Below are 13,917 nucleotides of genomic sequence, written 5' to 3'. Positions count from 1 at the left end.
ATCAGCGGAATAGCGCGCTTACATTCGGCGCCATGCAGTCATCCGCGGTCACCAAGTCGACGCCCGTCGTGATCGTGGGCGGGGGACCGGTCGGGATGACCGCGGCCGCCGCCCTCGCGGACGCCGGCCTGCCCGTCGTCCTGGTCGAGGCCACGCCGACGGTGCAGACCGACTGGCGGGCCTCGACGTTCCACCCGCCGACGCTGGAGTTGCTCGCCCAACTCGGCGTCGCCGACCAGATGCGGGCCGAGGGCCTGGCGGTTCCCCGCTACCAGTTCCGCGACCGGGCCGACGGGCTGGTCGCCGAGTTCGACTACGGCCTGCTCGCCGGCGAGACGCCGTTCCCGTTCCGGCTGCAGCTCAACCAGCAGCGCCTGGTGCGGATCCTCGCCGACCGCCTGGCCGCTCGCCCCGACGTGGTCGTCCGGTTCGGGGCGCGCGCGGTCGCCCTCCGGCAGGACGGCGACGGCGTGACCGTCGGCATCGAGACCGACCAGGGCCTGGACGAGGTCCGCGGCTCCTTCGTCATCGGCGCCGACGGAGCGCGCAGCACGGTCCGGAGCCTGCTCGGCGTGCCGTTCGAAGGCTTCACCTACGAGCAGCGCTTCGTCATCGCGAGCACGTCGGCGGACCTGCGGGCGCTGCTGCCCGGGATCGCCGACGTCAACTACGTCGCCGACCCCGAGGAATGGATCTTCCTGCTGCGTACGCCGGAGTCGTGGCGGGCCGTCTATCCGGTGCCGGCCGGCCAGAGCGTGCAGGACGCCACCGACCCGGTCTCGATCCAGGCTCACCTGCAGGGCATCGCCGCCAACCCGGCGGGATACCCGATCGACGACTTCCAGATCTACAACGTGCACCAGCGGGTCGCGGCCACCTTCCGGGCCGGCCGGGTCGTGCTGATCGGCGACGCCGCGCACGTCAACAGCCCGCTCGGCGGGGTCGGCCTCAACAGCGGCATCCACGACGCGATCGACGTCGTCCGCCGGATCGCCCGCCTCCGTCGCGGCCCGGACGGCGTCGACGCCGAACTCGACGAGTTCGACCGCGTCCGCCGCCAGGTCGCCATCGAGTACGTCCAGGCGGACACCAAACGCAACACCGCGCGAATGATGGAACGCGACCCGGCCCGGCGCGCCGCCAACTACGCCGAACTGCGCGCCACCGCGGCCGACCCCGAACTGGCCCGCGCGTGGTGCCGCCGGGCATCGCTGCTGGAGAGCGTCAACCGCTTCGGCATCGGCCGCGCCCCGGCCCTGGCCCAGTGAGGAAGAAACGACATGACGCACGACGCCGCCCCGACCGAGGAAGAGCTGGACGAGTTCTACGCCGACCTCCGCTGGGCCGACCTCTACCCGCTCTGGACGATCACCGACGAGCTGCTCACACCCACCCCGCGGCCGAAGGCCCAGCCGTGGCTGTGGTCCAACAAGGCCCTGCGCGAGCTGGCCGACCGGGCGCTGCGCCTGATCCCGGTGGAGCGCGGCGGCGAGCGGCGGGTGCTGAGCCTGGGCAACCCGGGGCTCGGCGGCACCCCGTACGCCGCCGGCACCCTCTGGGGCGCCGTCCAGTGCCTGCGGCCCGGGGAGCTGGCGCCGGCACACCGCCACTCCCCCGGCGCGATCCGGTTCGTGCTCGAGGGCGACGGGGTCTGGACCACCGTCAACGGCGACGCCTGCGACATGAGCGCCGGTGACCTGGTGCTGACCCCGTCGTGGAACTGGCACGAGCACACCGGTGGCGCCGAGTCGGGCATGCTCTGGTTCGACGGCCTCGACCTGCCGATCGTCGAGGCGCTCGACGCGATCTTCTTCGAGCCCTACCCCGAGCTGCGCCAGCCGGCGCCCGACGCCCACAACGTCTCGCTGGCCACCTACGGCGACCGCGAGCGGTTCGTCACGGGCGCGGTCACCGACGCCCTCCACCCGGACCACTCGCCGTTGCTGGTCTACCCGTGGACCGACACGGATGCCCGCCTCACGCAGCTTGCCGCCGCCGGCGACGAACCGATGGTCAGCCTGGAGTACGTCAACCCGCTCAACGGCGCCAGCGTGCTGCCCACGCTGGCCTGCGCCATGCACCGGATCCGGGCCGCCGGCGAGACTCGTGCGGTGCGCCGTACCGGCAACACGATCTTCGTGGTCTTCTCCGGCAGCGGCGCCAGCGTCATCGACGGCGTCCGGTTCGACTGGTCGGCCGGCGACATCTTCGTCGTGCCGTCGTGGTCGGCCGTCGAGCATCGAGCCGACGACGGTGCCGACCTGTTCACGCTGTCGGACACCCCGGTGCTGCGCGCCCTGGGCCTCTACCGCGAACAGCAATCGCCGGAGCCGCAGCCCATCTCGGGCACCTTCACCCCACGAGGAGTCTGAGATGCGGCTCGCGATCTTCGACGATTACCGCCTCGGCGCGGTCACGGACGCCGGCGTCGTCGACGTCACCGGCGCGCTCCCCTGGGCGGCCGATCCCGACCCGCTGACCGCGGGCTGGTGGCGGCGGCTCTGCCGGGACTTCGACGCCGTACACGACGACCTGCGCCAAGCCGCCGCCGAGGGCGAACCGCGCGACGTCACGCTGCGCGCCCCGGTGCTCAACCCGTCGAAGATCGTCGCCTGCGCGAGCAACTACGCCGCGCACGTCCAGGAGATGCACGACGTGCAGCAGCGCACCCTCGGGCGGGTGGAGAGCTGGATGATGGACTTCGACGTCTTCCTCAAGGCGCCGTCATCGGTGATCGGCCCGAGCGACGACATCCGCCTCCCGCCGGAGGTCGTCGCCGCCGGTCACGAGATCCACCACGAGTCCGAGTTGGTGATCGTCGTCGGCGCCGGTGGCAGCGACATCCCGGAGGACCGGGCGATGGCGCACATCCGCGGCTACACGATCGGGCTCGACATCACCGTCCGCAGCCCCGCCGACCGGTCGCGGCGCAAGAGCCACGACACGTTCAGCCCGCTCGGTCCGTGGCTGACCACCGCCGACGAGATCGCCGACCCGGGCGCTCTGGACATCCGGCTCGCGTGCGACGGCGAGGTCCGTCAAGAGGTCAACACGTCCGCGCTGCTCACCTCGATACCCCGGGTCGTCTCGTACGCGTCGCGGATGATGACCCTGCTCCCCGGTGACGTGATCTTCACCGGCGCGCCGCCCGGCGTCGGCCCGATCAAGTCCGGCGACGTCCTCGACACCTCGATCACCGGCCTCGGCGCGATGCGCCACCAGGTGCGCTGATGACCGCGACCCTGCTGCCGAGCGCGCAGCCCGCCGCGGCCGCCGCGACGACCATGCGCCTGCTGGTGGACCGGATCACCTGGGAGGCGCAGGACGTGGTGTCCGTGCGGCTCCGCGCCGCCGACGGCGCCGACCTGCCGCCCTGGGAGCCGGGCGCCCACCTGGACCTGGTGCTGCCCAGCGGGCTCATCCGGCAGTACTCACTGTGCGGCGACCCCACCGATCGCACCTCTTATCTGGTAGCTGTCCTGCGCGAGCGGAGCGGGCGCGGCGGTTCGGCCGAGGTCCACGACACCGCGCTGGTCGGCCGCGAGGTGGAGGTGCGCGGCCCGCGCAACCATTTCGCGCTCGAACCGGCCCCGGCGTACGTCTTCCTCGCCGGCGGCATCGGCGTCACCCCGCTGGTGGCGATGGCCCGGGCCGCCGCCCGTTCCGGCACACCGTGGCGGCTGCACTACGGCGGCCGCAGCCGGGAGAGCATGGCGTTCGTCGACGAGCTGTCCGGCCTGGGCGGCCAGCTTCTTCTCGCGCCACAGGACGAGGTGGGCCTGCTCGACCTCGAGGCGATCGTCGCCGGCGCGCCACCGGAGGCCGCCATCTACGTATGCGGCCCCGAAGGCATGCTCCGCGCGGCCCAGTCGGCCGGCGACAAGGCCGGGCGTGCGGTCCGCATCGAGCGCTTCGCCGCCGCGAGCAACCCGGGCCTGGCGCAGCGGCCGGCGTCCGCCGGGTTCGAGGTCGACCTCTGCCGCAGCGGCCTGCGCCTGGCGGTGCCGCCGGACCGCAGCATGCTGGAGGTGATCCGGGACGTCCTGCCCGACGTGCCCTACTCCTGCGAGGAGGGCTACTGCGGCACCTGCGAGGTCCGGGTCGTCGACGGCGTGCCGGACCACCGCGACGACATCCTCAGCCCCGCCCAACGCGCCGCCGGCGACCTGGTGATGATCTGCGTCAGCCGCTCCGCGACCAGCGTGCTGTCCCTGGACCTATAGACAGGTCAGCTGTCCATCGCCGCGATCAGGTCTCGGCACGCCTGCTCGGTGGTGCGGCAGGCGTCGGCGCAGATGCCGCAGTGCTCGTGCATCTCGGCGTGCAGCCCGCACTCGGCCGCGCAGGCGGCGCACGCGGTGACGCAGGCGACCAGCATCGCGCGGCTGATCGTGGCGTCGTAACCCGTGTGCCGGGACAGCACGCGCGTGGTGGTAGCGCACACGTCGGCACAGTCGAGGTTCGTCCGGATGCACTTGGTCAGCTCGGCCACGTCGGGCTCGCTGAGGCAGGCGTCGGCGCAGGCCGTACAGGCTTCCGCGCAGTCGTCGATGATGTCGATGGTCGATGCGAGCTGGACGCGGTCCAGGCTGATCGGCTGCGGATAGGTCTCCAACATCGGGAGCGTGCTTGTCGTCATGCCGCCCGCATTCCCCCAAACTGGGGCAATATTCCGCTCACCGGGTGGCGGCGGCCGCCCGCTCCATCAGCAGCGTGCGCTCCTGGCGGGTGGGTGCCAGGGCCGCCGCGCGCTCCAACTCCTCGGCCGCCTCCGCGTGCCGGCCCAGGCGCAGCAGCAGGTCGCCGCGGACCGCGCCGAACAGGTGGTAGCGGTGCAGGCGCGGGTCGGCGGCCAACTCCTCCACCGCGTCCAGGGCCGCCTGCGGACCGTCCACATGCAACAGTGCGACCGCCCGGTTGAGCCGGACCACCGGCGACGGTGCGAGTTGGGACAGCGCGTCGTAGAGCGCCAGGATCGCGGCCCAGTCGGTGTCCGCGAAGCGGGGCGCACGGGCGTGGCAGGCGGCGATCGCGGCCTGCACCGTGTAGGGACCGAGCGGCTTGCGCAACTTGCGCGCCCGGCCCAGCGCACCGAAGCCGTGTGCGATCAGCGTGCGGTCCCAGCGTGACCGGTCCTGGTCCTCCAGCAGCACCTGCTGACCGTCGGGACCGGTGCGGGCGCCGAACCGCGATGCCTGCAACTCCATCAGCGCGACCAGCCCGTACACCTCGGGCTCGGCCGGCATCAGCGCGGCCAGGATCCGGCCGAGCCGCATCGCTTGCTCCGCCAGGTCGCGGCGGATCCACCGGTCGCCGGAGGTGGCCGCGTAGCCCTCGGTGAAGATCAGGTAGACGACCTCCAGCACCGCGTTGAGGCGGGCCGGCAGTTCGTCGGGGTCCGGCAGGCCGAACGGGACCTCCGCCTCGGCCAGCGTGCGCTTGGCCCGGGAGATCCGCTGCCCGATCGTGGCCGACGGCACCAGGAACGCGCGGGCGATCTCGTCCGTGCTCAGACCGCCGACCATCCGAAGCGTCAGCGCCGCCCGGGACTCCTGCGCCAGCACCGGGTGGCAGGCGACGAACACCAGCGACAGCAGATCCTGGTCGGTCGCCGGAGCGGACTCCTCGCCCAGCAGGGCGTACTTCGTCTCGCGTACCCCCTCGCGGCGAATCATGTCGATCGCCCGGCGGCGGGCCGTGGTGAGCAACCACCCCGCGGGCTCGTCCGGAATGCCTTCGCGCGGCCATTGTTCGAGCGCCGCGAGATAGGCGTCCTGTGCGAAGTCCTCGGCGAGCCCCACGTCGTTGACCAGCCGGGTGAGGGAGGCGACCAGCCGCCCGGAATTCATCCGCCAAACCGCCTCGACGGTACGCCGCGCGTCCATGGTCGCCCCTCCCCTCCAGCTAAAGCGTCAGGCCAGGTTCTCGAAGTCGGCCTCGTCGTAGTAAGGCCGGATCTCCAGCACCTCGCGCAGACCCAGCTTCGGGTCGCTCGGGACCTGCTTGACCCACTCGACGGCCTCCTCGATCGAGCTGACCTGCCACACCCAGTAGCCGGCGATGATCTCCTTGGACTCGGTGAACGGCCCGTCGACGACGGACGTGGTGCCGCCCTCGAAGACCACCTGCTTGCCCTCCGCGCTGGGGCGCAGCCCGCCGCCGTCCAGCATGATCCCGGCCTTGACGAGCTTGTCGTTGTACTCGCCCATCGCGGCCAGCATCTCCGCGGTCGGGGCGATCTTGTCCTCGTCCGCGCCGGTCCCCTTGATCATGACCATGACCTTCACGATGTCTCTCCTCTTGTGTGTTGTCGACCTGCTTCTACCCAGGGGTCGAACGGGGCGGCGCGGATTTCGACATCCCACCGGAGAAATTTCTTCTCGCTCCTGGGAGGGAGGCGCCGGCACCGTGCCGGAGCGGATACTGCCAGCGTGCGGGAGCTGGCCGAGCAGGTGCGCCGGGCCGTGCGCCGGGTGACCGACGCGGCCCAGGACCTGCCGCCCCTGGTCGTCGACTCGATCATCGCGCTGCTCTGCTACCTCGCCACGATCGCCTCGCCGGTGGTCGACCGCGAGGACACGACGATGATGTACGTCCTCGCCGCGCTCAGCTCGCTCCCCCTGGCCTGGCGTCGCCGCTGGCCGGTGCCGGTCACCTTCGTCACCGGCGTCTCCACCGCCTTCCTCGCCGTCAACGACCTGATCAAAGAGGTGCCGTTCGGCCAGCTCGTGGCCACCTACACGTTCGCCTCGCTGGCCAGCCCCGGCTGGCGGGCGGTCGGCATCATCGGCACCGTGGCCGGGCTCGCCGTCTCGCTGTCGCCGAAGAACAGCATCCTGCCGGTGAGCGCCTCGGTCATCCTGTTCGGCGGCGCGTACGCCCTGGGCGCCATCGCCCGCTCCCGGCGCGCCCTGATCGCCAACCTGGAGGCCCGCGCCGAGCAGCTCGCCGCCGACTACACCCAGGCGGCCTCGCGCGAGCGGCAGCGGATCGCCCGCGACATGCACGACACCCTTGCCCACTCGGTCAGCCTGATCGTCGTGCAGGCCGAGGCCGGCCCGGTCGTCGTGCGCCGCGACCCCGCCCGCGCGGAGCAGGCGTTCGACGCGATCGCCGACGCCGGGCGGGACGCGCTCACCCAGCTGCGGCGCACCCTCGGCGTGCTGCGCACCGAGCCCGCCTCCCGCGCGCCGCAACCCGACCTCGACTCCATCCCGGCGCTGGTCGAACAGGCCCGGCTGGCCGGCCTGGCGGCCACCCTGCGCGAGACGGGCGAGCGCCGCCCGCTGCCCGCCGACACCGCGGTCGCCGCCTACCGGGTGGTGCAGGAGGCACTGACCAATGTGGTCCGACACGCCAGGGCCGGCCGGGTCGACGTGACGCTCCGCTGGGACGACGAGGACCTGGACCTGGAGGTACGCGACGACGGCCGCGGCCCGAGCCGGCGGGTCGGGCCGACCGCCGGCCACGGCCTGATCGGCATGCGGGAGCGGGTCGCGGCCTGCGGCGGCACGCTGCGCACCGGCGCCGCTAGCGATGGCCCCGGTTTCCGCGTGCACGCTAGGCTGCCGGTCGTGGCGTCGGTGGTTCCCGTGCGGCCCCATGGCTGACCAGATCCGCGTGCTCGTCGCCGACGACCAGGAGCTCGTCCGCGGCGGGTTCGCGCTCATCCTCGACGCCCAGCCCGACATCGCCGTGGTCGGCGAGGCCGCGGACGGCGCGGAGGCGATCGTCGCGGCCGCGCGGCTGCGCCCCGACGTCGTGCTGATGGACGTGCGGATGCCCAACGTCGACGGCATCCAGGCCACCGCCCGCATCTGCGCCGACTCCGACACCCGCGTGCTCGTGCTGACCACGTTCGACCTCGACGAGTACGTCTACGACGCGCTGCGCGCGGGCGCGAGCGGCTTCCTGCTCAAGGACATGCGCCGCGACGACCTGGTCAACGCGGTCCGCGTGGTGGCCGGCGGCGAGGCGCTGCTGGCGCCGACGGTGACCCGGCGCCTGATCGCCGACGTGGTGTCCCGGGCGGCGCCACGACGGGTCGACCACCGATTGGCAGCGCTCACGGGCCGGGAGACCGAGACCCTCAAGGCGGTCGCCCGCGGGCTGTCCAACGCGGAGATCGCCGGCGAGCTGTTCGTCACCGAGCACACGGTCAAGACCCACGTCAGCAACCTGCTCACCAAGCTCGGCCTGCGCGACCGGGTGCAGGCGGTAGTCCTCGCGTACGAGACGGGACTGGTGGTTCCTCGCTCCGGCGAGTGAGCCGGAGTCCACTCCGGACGGCGATCCGGTCAAGGCGCCGCGCGCGTTGGATCGACGCCATGACTACGTCACTGTCTCGCTTCTCCGTGCGCCGCCCGGTCATCGTCGTGGTGATCTGGCTGGCCGTCGTCGGTGCCGGCTTCACGTTCGGCATCGGCGTCTTCGAACGCCTGGTCGGCGACGTCGGCGTCGTGCCCGGCAGCGAGTCCACGCGGGCCGCCGACCTCCGGGACTCGTTGGCGCCCGCCCCCGAGGAGATCACCGCGATCGTGAGCGGCGTCGACGCGAGCGATCCGGCCGTGACCGCCGCGGTCGACCGGATCAGCGCCGACGTCCGGTCGATACCGGGTGTGGCCGAGGTGAGCCCGCCGCTGCCGTCGCCGGCAACCGGGCAGGCGGTGCTGTTCACGGTGACGATGGCGGTCGCGGACGACGCCGACGAGGTCGCGGCGCAGGCCGCCGAGCGGATCCGCGCCGGCGACCTGGGCGGCGGCACGGTCACGGTCACCGGGGGAACGCTGAGCGAGGACGAGTTCAGCGAGCAGGCCGCCAGCGACGTGGCCCGCGCGGAGATCTTCAGCACGCCGGTCATGCTGCTGCTCCTGCTGATCGTCTTCGGCGGCCTGCTCGCGGCCGGGCTGCCGCTGCTGATCGCGGTGGTCGGCGTCGGCGGCACGTTCGGGGTGCTGTTCGCGTTCAGCCAGGTCACGGACGTGTCCGTCTACTCCATCCAGATCGTCACGATGCTCGCGGTCGGCCTGGCCGTCGACTACGCGCTGCTGGTCGTCTACCGGTTCCGCGAGGAGCGGGCGGTCGACCCCGAGGTCGGGCCGGCGGTCCTGCGCACCGCGCGCACCGCCGGGCGCACCGTGCTGTTCTCCGGACTGACGGTGGCGGTCGCGCTGGCCGGGCTGACCGTCTTCCCGGACCCGTTCCTGCGCTCGATGGGCATCGCCGGCACCGCCGTCGTCGTGCTCGACCTGCTGGCCGCGCTGACCCTGCTGCCGGCCCTGCTCGCCCTCTTCGGCAAGCGGATCAAGGGCAAGGCGCCGCGGCCCGCCGGCGTCGGGGTGTTCGCCCGGCTGGCGCGGATCGTCCAGCGCCGGCCCGCGGTGACCGCGCTGACCGTGCTCGCGGCCATGCTGTTCATCGCGCTGCCGGTGCTCGACATGCGGCTCGCGACGGGCGACCCGCGCCTGCTGCCCGCGAGCACGGACACCCGCACCCTCTACGACGAGATGGTCGTCCACTACCCCGACGAGATCCGGCCCGACGAGGTCTCCGCGGTGGTCGCGGCCGCGCCCGACAGCCCGGCGGTCACCGCGCTGCGGGATCGGATCCAGACCATGCCGGGTGTACGCGAGGTCGCGGTGCGCCCGATCGGCGACCACTCGCTGGTCCAGGCGGACGTCGACGAGGACTACCAGAACACCGTCGCCGCCGCGGTGCGTGACCTGCCGACCCCGGTCGAGACCCTGGTCGGCGGCGACGCGGCCCGGCTGATCGACTACCGGGGCATGCTGGCCGACCGGCTCCCGTGGGCGGTCGCGCTGGTCGGGCTCGCCACACTGATCCTGCTGTTCCTGTTCACCGGCTCGATCCTGCTGCCGATCAAGGCGGTGCTGACCAACCTGCTCAGCATCGGCGCCGCCCTGGGCGCGGTGGTCTGGGTGTTCCAATGGGGCAACCTCGGCATGGGGGAACTGGACGGCACCAACCTGACCGTGCCGGTGCTGGTCGCGGCGATCGCGTTCGGCCTCTCGGTCGACTACGAGGTGTTCCTGCTGTCCCGGATGCGGGAACGCTGGCTGGCCGGGGCCCGGCCCGAGGTCGCGGTGGCCGAGGGCCTGCAACTCACCGGCCGGATCGTGACCGCGGCTGCGCTGCTGCTGGCGATCGTCTTCGCCGGGTTCGTGGCCGGCGGGTTCGTGCCGATCCGGTCGATCGGGCTGGGCCTGGTGCTGGCGGTGGTGCTCGACGCGACGATCGTCCGGATGCTGCTGGTGCCGGCGACGATGACACTGCTGGGCCGCTACAACTGGTGGGCGCCCGCCTGGCTCGCCCGCGTCCACGCCCGGTTCGGCGTCACCGAGACCGCACCGGAGCCCGCGGCGGCGCAACCGCTCGCGCTGGTCCGCTAGGGGTGTCTCGCGGATCAGGGTGCCCGCGCACGGGGGCGGGCACCCAGATCCGTGTTTCCCGGGTGTCCCGGGACCGGTGACTCTGCCGCCCGGGTCACGGGGCGGCGGACGCTGCTGTCCACACCGAAACGCCTCCCCGGGAAGGGAAACCATCGTGGACACTCGCAGACTCGCCCGTCTCACCGGCGCCGCCGTGCTCGTGCTCGCGCCGCTGGGCCTGGTCGCCGGCACGCTGACCGAGCCGCACTTCGACCAGGACGCGCCCGCCACCGAGCAGCTCGCCGAGGTCGCCGGCACGGCCGTTCCGGCTGCCGCCGCACGTACCCTCGTCGCGCTGTTGATCCTGCTCATGCCCCTCGCCGTGCTGTTCGCCGCGCGGCTGGCCCGCCGCGGCGCTCCCCGGCTCGCCGCGATCGGCGGCGCCCTGTCGTTCCTGGCCTGGTCGGCGGGCATCGCCAGCATCGGCAGCGTCGAAGCGGCCTACTGGCACGGCTCGCGCCTGGAGGACCGGGCCACCGTGGCCGCGCTGCTCGACGCGGTCAGCGCCGACGGCGTCTACAGCACCATGCTGCTGATGTTCGTGCTCGGCCACCTGCTCGGCATGCTGCTGCTCGGCATCGCGCTGTGGCGGTCCCGGGCGGTGCCGGTGTGGGTGGGCATCCTGTTCGGACTGAGCCCGTTCCTGCACGCGGTCGCGATGGGCATGGGTCCGGCGGTCGACGCGGTCGCCTACGGGTTGCTGCTGGTCGCGACGACCGGCTGCGCCGTGGTGCTGGCCCGCACGCCGGACGCGGAGTGGGACCTGCCCGCGACGGCGCACGTGGCGCCGGTGCCCGAACGGGTGACGGCCTGAGATGCTCGACGATTCCGCTGCGTCGGCGCGCACCGCACAATCGGTGTCGATGGGCCGAGCGTGGATCAGCCGGGCGGCGGTCGCGGTGGCGGTGGCCACCGCGATCGCCGGCGTGCTGCTCGCGGTCCGCGGCCCCGTCTCCGCGCTGGACGCCTGGCTCACGGCGAGCGCCACGCTCTATCTGCCGGTCGCGCTCGTCGGCGCGGCCATGGCCCGGCGCGCACCGGCCAACCCGGTCGGCTGGGTCTTCCTGGCCTCGGCGGTCGCGCTGCCGCTGGGCAACCTGCTGCACCTGATCGGCGGCCTGGCGTTCGAGTTGGTGTACTCGGCGCTGTTCGTGTTCGGCGTCCCGCTCGCGGCCATGTTCGGCGTCCTGCTGTTCCCGGACGGTCGGCTGGGTTCGCGCCGGCGGCGGGTGCTCGCGTGGGCGTACGCGCTGGCTCTGGTCCTGCTCCTCGTCTATGCCGTCGCGTCGCCCACGGTGATCGACACGGATGTGCCCAACCCGCTGTCGCTGGGTTCCTGGGTGTCGGGGCTGCTGATCGTGGTGCTGCTGCTGGGTCCGCTGATCGCGCTGGCCGCCTGGGCGTTGCTGCGCAAGGCCCGCGCCACCGGCGGCGACCAGGGCGCGGCGATGCGGCTGGCGGCCTATGCGGGTTTCGGTTGCTCGGCGACGTTCTTCGCATGCCTGGCCGTCGGGCTGACCACGGGCGACACGCAGCAGATCTCGGTGCTGGAGAACTGCGGCCCGGTCGTGCTCGGCGTGGCGGCGTGGGTAGGCATCGTGCGGTACGGCCTGTTCGACACCCGGGTCGTGGTGAGCCGGACGCTGGTCTACGGGCTGCTGACCGCGGTCGTGCTGCTGGTCTACACGGCGGCGGCGCTGCTGGCCGGGCACGTGCTGGGCGGTGCGGTCGCGACCGCCGTCGCGGTGCTGGCCGCGCTCCCGCTGCGCGACGCGTTGCAGCGCCGGATCAACCATCTGGTGTACGGCCTGCGCGACGAACCGGCCTCGGCGCTGGCCCGGCTGGGCGAACGGCTCGACGCGGCGGGCGCGCCCGCGGACGCGCTCACGGCAGCGGCCGGCACCGTGGCCGACGCCCTGCGTCTGTCCTATGTGGCGGTCCTCGTCGGCGGTTCCGCGGTAGTGGCGCACGGCCGGCGCGGTCCGGAGCCGGTCCGTGAGCTGCCGCTGCCGTTCGCGGGCGAGACCATCGGCACGCTGGTGCTGCAGAGCCGGCACGCCGACTTCACCGGGGCCGACGAGGCGCTGCTGGCCAACCTGGCGCGGCAGGTGGCGGTGGTCGCGCACGCGGTGACGCTGGACGCGGCGCTGCGGGCCTCCCGGGAGCGGCTGGTCACGCTCCGCGAGGAGGAACGCCGCCGCCTGCGCCGGGACCTGCACGACGGCCTGGGCCCGACCCTGGCGGGCATCGCGCTCGGCATCGACACGGTCCGCCGGGCCCTGCCGGCCGGCGCCGACGCGGACCGTCTGGACCTGCTCCGCGGCGAGGCCCAGCGGGCGGTCACGGACATCCGCCGGATCGTGTACGACCTGCGCCCACCGGTCCTCGACGAGCTCGGCCTGGCCGGCGCACTCCGGGAGCAGGCGCTGCGCCTGGGTTGCGCGTCGATCACGGTCCCGGACCTGCCGCCACTGCCGGCCGCGGTGGAGGTGGCGGCGTACCGGATCGCCCTGGAGGCCCTCGCCAACGCGAGCCGGCACGCACCGGGCGCACCGGTCACGGTGACGATGACGTCCGCGGACCGCCTGGTGCTGCGGGTGGCGGACGGTGGCGGCGGCATCCCCGCCGGCTACCGCGCGGGCGTGGGCATCACGTCGATGCGCGAACGGGCGGCCGAGGTGGGTGGCTCACTAGCGCTGGACCGGGCCCCCGGCGGGGGCACGCTGGTGATCGCGGACCTTCCGCTGACGGCAACATGACCCCGATCCGGGTCGTGGTGGCCGACGACCACCCGCTGTTCCGCGAGGGCTTGCGCGCACTGATCGAGGACGCGCCGGGCGTATCGCTGGTCGGTGTGGCAGGCGACGGCGACGAGGCGGTCGCGGTGACGCTCGCGCAGCGCCCGGACGTGGTCGTGATGGACCTGCGGATGCCGGGCTTGAGCGGGGTGGACGCGACCCGGGCGATCCTCCGCACGGCACCGTCGGTGGCGATCCTGGTGGTGACGATGGTCGACGAGGACGACTCAGTCTTCACGGCGATGCGCGCGGGCGCCCGAGGCTACGTCCTGAAGGGCGCGGACCCGTCGGACATCCTGCGCGCGATCCACTCGGTAGCCGCCGGCGAAGCCATCTTCGGCCCAGCCATCGCGGCCCGCCTGACCCGCTTCTTCACGGCACCGGCCCCGGCCACGACCCCGTTCCCGGACCTGACGACCCGAGAACGAGAAATCCTCACCCTGATGGCCACGGGCGCGGCGAACACGACGATCGCCGCCCGTCTGGGCTTAACGGAAAAAACGGTCCGCAACAACGTCTCGAACGTCTTCGCGAAGCTGCGGGTAGCCGACCGCGCGGCCGCGGTGGCCCGCGCCCGCGACGCGGGCCTCGGCCAGCCCTAACGGGCAAGCGGTGAGTCTGGCGCAGCGCGCATACCGGATTGCTTACCGGCGGGGGTTTCCTCCTGGTTG

The 13,917-nt window shown here is 73.1% G+C and carries 13 protein-coding genes; 10 read left to right on the top strand and 3 right to left on the bottom strand.

What is annotated here, in order from left to right; genetic code table 11:
• Window positions 1–32: 32 nt before the first annotated feature.
• From Air01nite_RS03660 to Air01nite_RS03645, 4 genes are read left to right on the top strand one after another with little or no spacing between them, the layout of a single operon-like run.
• Complete coding sequence (locus tag Air01nite_RS03660; protein ID WP_203700338.1) at window positions 33–1,268, top strand: FAD-dependent oxidoreductase; 1,236 nt, start codon at window positions 33–35, stop codon at window positions 1,266–1,268.
• A 12-nt stretch (window positions 1,269–1,280) separates the two neighbouring features.
• Window positions 1,281–2,372, top strand: a complete 1,092-nt coding sequence (locus tag Air01nite_RS03655; protein ID WP_203700337.1) for a cupin domain-containing protein — start codon at window positions 1,281–1,283, stop codon at window positions 2,370–2,372.
• Between the two features lies 1 nt (window position 2,373).
• On the top strand, window positions 2,374–3,231 hold the full coding sequence (locus Air01nite_RS03650; protein WP_203700336.1) for a fumarylacetoacetate hydrolase family protein: 858 nt from the start codon (window positions 2,374–2,376) through the stop codon (window positions 3,229–3,231).
• On the top strand, window positions 3,231–4,223 hold the full coding sequence (locus tag Air01nite_RS03645; protein ID WP_239090464.1) for a PDR/VanB family oxidoreductase: 993 nt from the start codon (window positions 3,231–3,233) through the stop codon (window positions 4,221–4,223). Before Air01nite_RS03650 ends, Air01nite_RS03645 begins: the two co-directional genes overlap by 1 nt.
• Window positions 4,224–4,228: 5 nt before the next feature.
• Here the strand turns inward: Air01nite_RS03645 and Air01nite_RS03640 are convergent, their stop codons facing one another.
• From Air01nite_RS03640 to Air01nite_RS03630, 3 genes are read right to left on the bottom strand one after another with little or no spacing between them, the layout of a single operon-like run.
• Window positions 4,229–4,639: a four-helix bundle copper-binding protein gene (locus tag Air01nite_RS03640; RefSeq protein WP_203700335.1), complete on the bottom strand. Its 411-nt coding sequence runs from the start codon at window positions 4,637–4,639 to the stop codon at window positions 4,229–4,231.
• 37 nt (window positions 4,640–4,676) lie between these two features.
• Window positions 4,677–5,885 carry an RNA polymerase sigma factor gene (locus Air01nite_RS03635; protein ID WP_203700334.1) on the bottom strand — a complete coding sequence of 403 codons (1,209 nt, stop codon included), beginning with the start codon at window positions 5,883–5,885 and terminating at the stop codon, window positions 4,677–4,679.
• Between the two features lie 27 nt (window positions 5,886–5,912).
• The gene (locus Air01nite_RS03630) at window positions 5,913–6,278 is read right to left on the bottom strand and encodes a YciI family protein (protein WP_239090483.1); all 366 of its coding nucleotides are present in this window, start codon (window positions 6,276–6,278) and stop codon (window positions 5,913–5,915) included.
• A gap of 153 nt (window positions 6,279–6,431) precedes the next feature.
• On the opposite strand from Air01nite_RS03630, the gene Air01nite_RS03625 reads away from it, so the two are divergent.
• The 6 genes from Air01nite_RS03625 (at window position 6,432) to Air01nite_RS03600 (ending at window position 13,848) form a co-directional block, all read left to right on the top strand.
• Window positions 6,432–7,610 carry a sensor histidine kinase gene (locus Air01nite_RS03625; RefSeq protein ID WP_239090463.1) on the top strand — a complete coding sequence of 393 codons (1,179 nt, stop codon included), beginning with the start codon at window positions 6,432–6,434 and terminating at the stop codon, window positions 7,608–7,610.
• The gene (locus Air01nite_RS03620) at window positions 7,603–8,268 is read left to right on the top strand and encodes a response regulator (RefSeq protein WP_203700332.1); all 666 of its coding nucleotides are present in this window, start codon (window positions 7,603–7,605) and stop codon (window positions 8,266–8,268) included. The genes Air01nite_RS03625 and Air01nite_RS03620 overlap by 8 nt, the downstream gene beginning before the upstream one ends.
• Before the next feature lie 59 nt (window positions 8,269–8,327).
• A complete protein-coding gene (locus tag Air01nite_RS03615; protein WP_203700331.1) occupies window positions 8,328–10,409 on the top strand; it encodes an MMPL family transporter in 2,082 nt (693 codons plus the stop codon).
• Between the two features lie 154 nt (window positions 10,410–10,563).
• The gene (locus tag Air01nite_RS03610) at window positions 10,564–11,262 is read left to right on the top strand and encodes a hypothetical protein (protein ID WP_203700330.1); all 699 of its coding nucleotides are present in this window, start codon (window positions 10,564–10,566) and stop codon (window positions 11,260–11,262) included.
• Window positions 11,263–11,311: 49 nt separating this feature from the next.
• The gene (locus Air01nite_RS03605) at window positions 11,312–13,207 is read left to right on the top strand and encodes a sensor histidine kinase (RefSeq protein WP_203700329.1); all 1,896 of its coding nucleotides are present in this window, start codon (window positions 11,312–11,314) and stop codon (window positions 13,205–13,207) included.
• A complete protein-coding gene (locus tag Air01nite_RS03600) occupies window positions 13,204–13,848 on the top strand; it encodes a response regulator (RefSeq protein ID WP_203700328.1) in 645 nt (214 codons plus the stop codon). Before Air01nite_RS03605 ends, Air01nite_RS03600 begins: the two co-directional genes overlap by 4 nt.
• Window positions 13,849–13,917: the final 69 nt, after the last annotated feature.

This window comes from Asanoa iriomotensis, assembly GCF_016862515.1.
Taxonomy (GTDB): domain Bacteria; phylum Actinomycetota; class Actinomycetes; order Mycobacteriales; family Micromonosporaceae; genus Asanoa; species Asanoa iriomotensis.
Note: the sequence above shows the minus strand (reverse complement) of the source record. Positions and strands in the feature narration are given on the sequence as shown.

Bases quoted from the DNA above. Each gene is read 5' to 3' on its own strand.
- Air01nite_RS03640 (WP_203700335.1), bottom strand. From the start codon at position 4,639: ATGACGACAAGCACGCTCCCGATGTTGGAGACCTATCCGCAGCCGATC.
- Air01nite_RS03605 (WP_203700329.1), top strand. From the start codon at position 11,312: ATGGGCCGAGCGTGGATCAGCCGGGCGGCGGTCGCGGTGGCGGTGGCC.
- Air01nite_RS03600 (WP_203700328.1), top strand. From the start codon at position 13,204: ATGACCCCGATCCGGGTCGTGGTGGCCGACGACCACCCGCTGTTCCGC.
- Air01nite_RS03655 (WP_203700337.1), top strand. From the start codon at position 1,281: ATGACGCACGACGCCGCCCCGACCGAGGAAGAGCTGGACGAGTTCTAC.
- Air01nite_RS03635 (WP_203700334.1), bottom strand. From the start codon at position 5,885: ATGGACGCGCGGCGTACCGTCGAGGCGGTTTGGCGGATGAATTCCGGG.
- Air01nite_RS03620 (WP_203700332.1), top strand. From the start codon at position 7,603: ATGGCTGACCAGATCCGCGTGCTCGTCGCCGACGACCAGGAGCTCGTC.
- Air01nite_RS03650 (WP_203700336.1), top strand. From the start codon at position 2,374: ATGCGGCTCGCGATCTTCGACGATTACCGCCTCGGCGCGGTCACGGAC.
- Air01nite_RS03645 (WP_239090464.1), top strand. From the start codon at position 3,231: ATGACCGCGACCCTGCTGCCGAGCGCGCAGCCCGCCGCGGCCGCCGCG.
- Air01nite_RS03630 (WP_239090483.1), bottom strand. From the start codon at position 6,278: ATGGTCATGATCAAGGGGACCGGCGCGGACGAGGACAAGATCGCCCCG.
- Air01nite_RS03615 (WP_203700331.1), top strand. From the start codon at position 8,328: ATGACTACGTCACTGTCTCGCTTCTCCGTGCGCCGCCCGGTCATCGTC.
- Air01nite_RS03660 (WP_203700338.1), top strand. From the start codon at position 33: ATGCAGTCATCCGCGGTCACCAAGTCGACGCCCGTCGTGATCGTGGGC.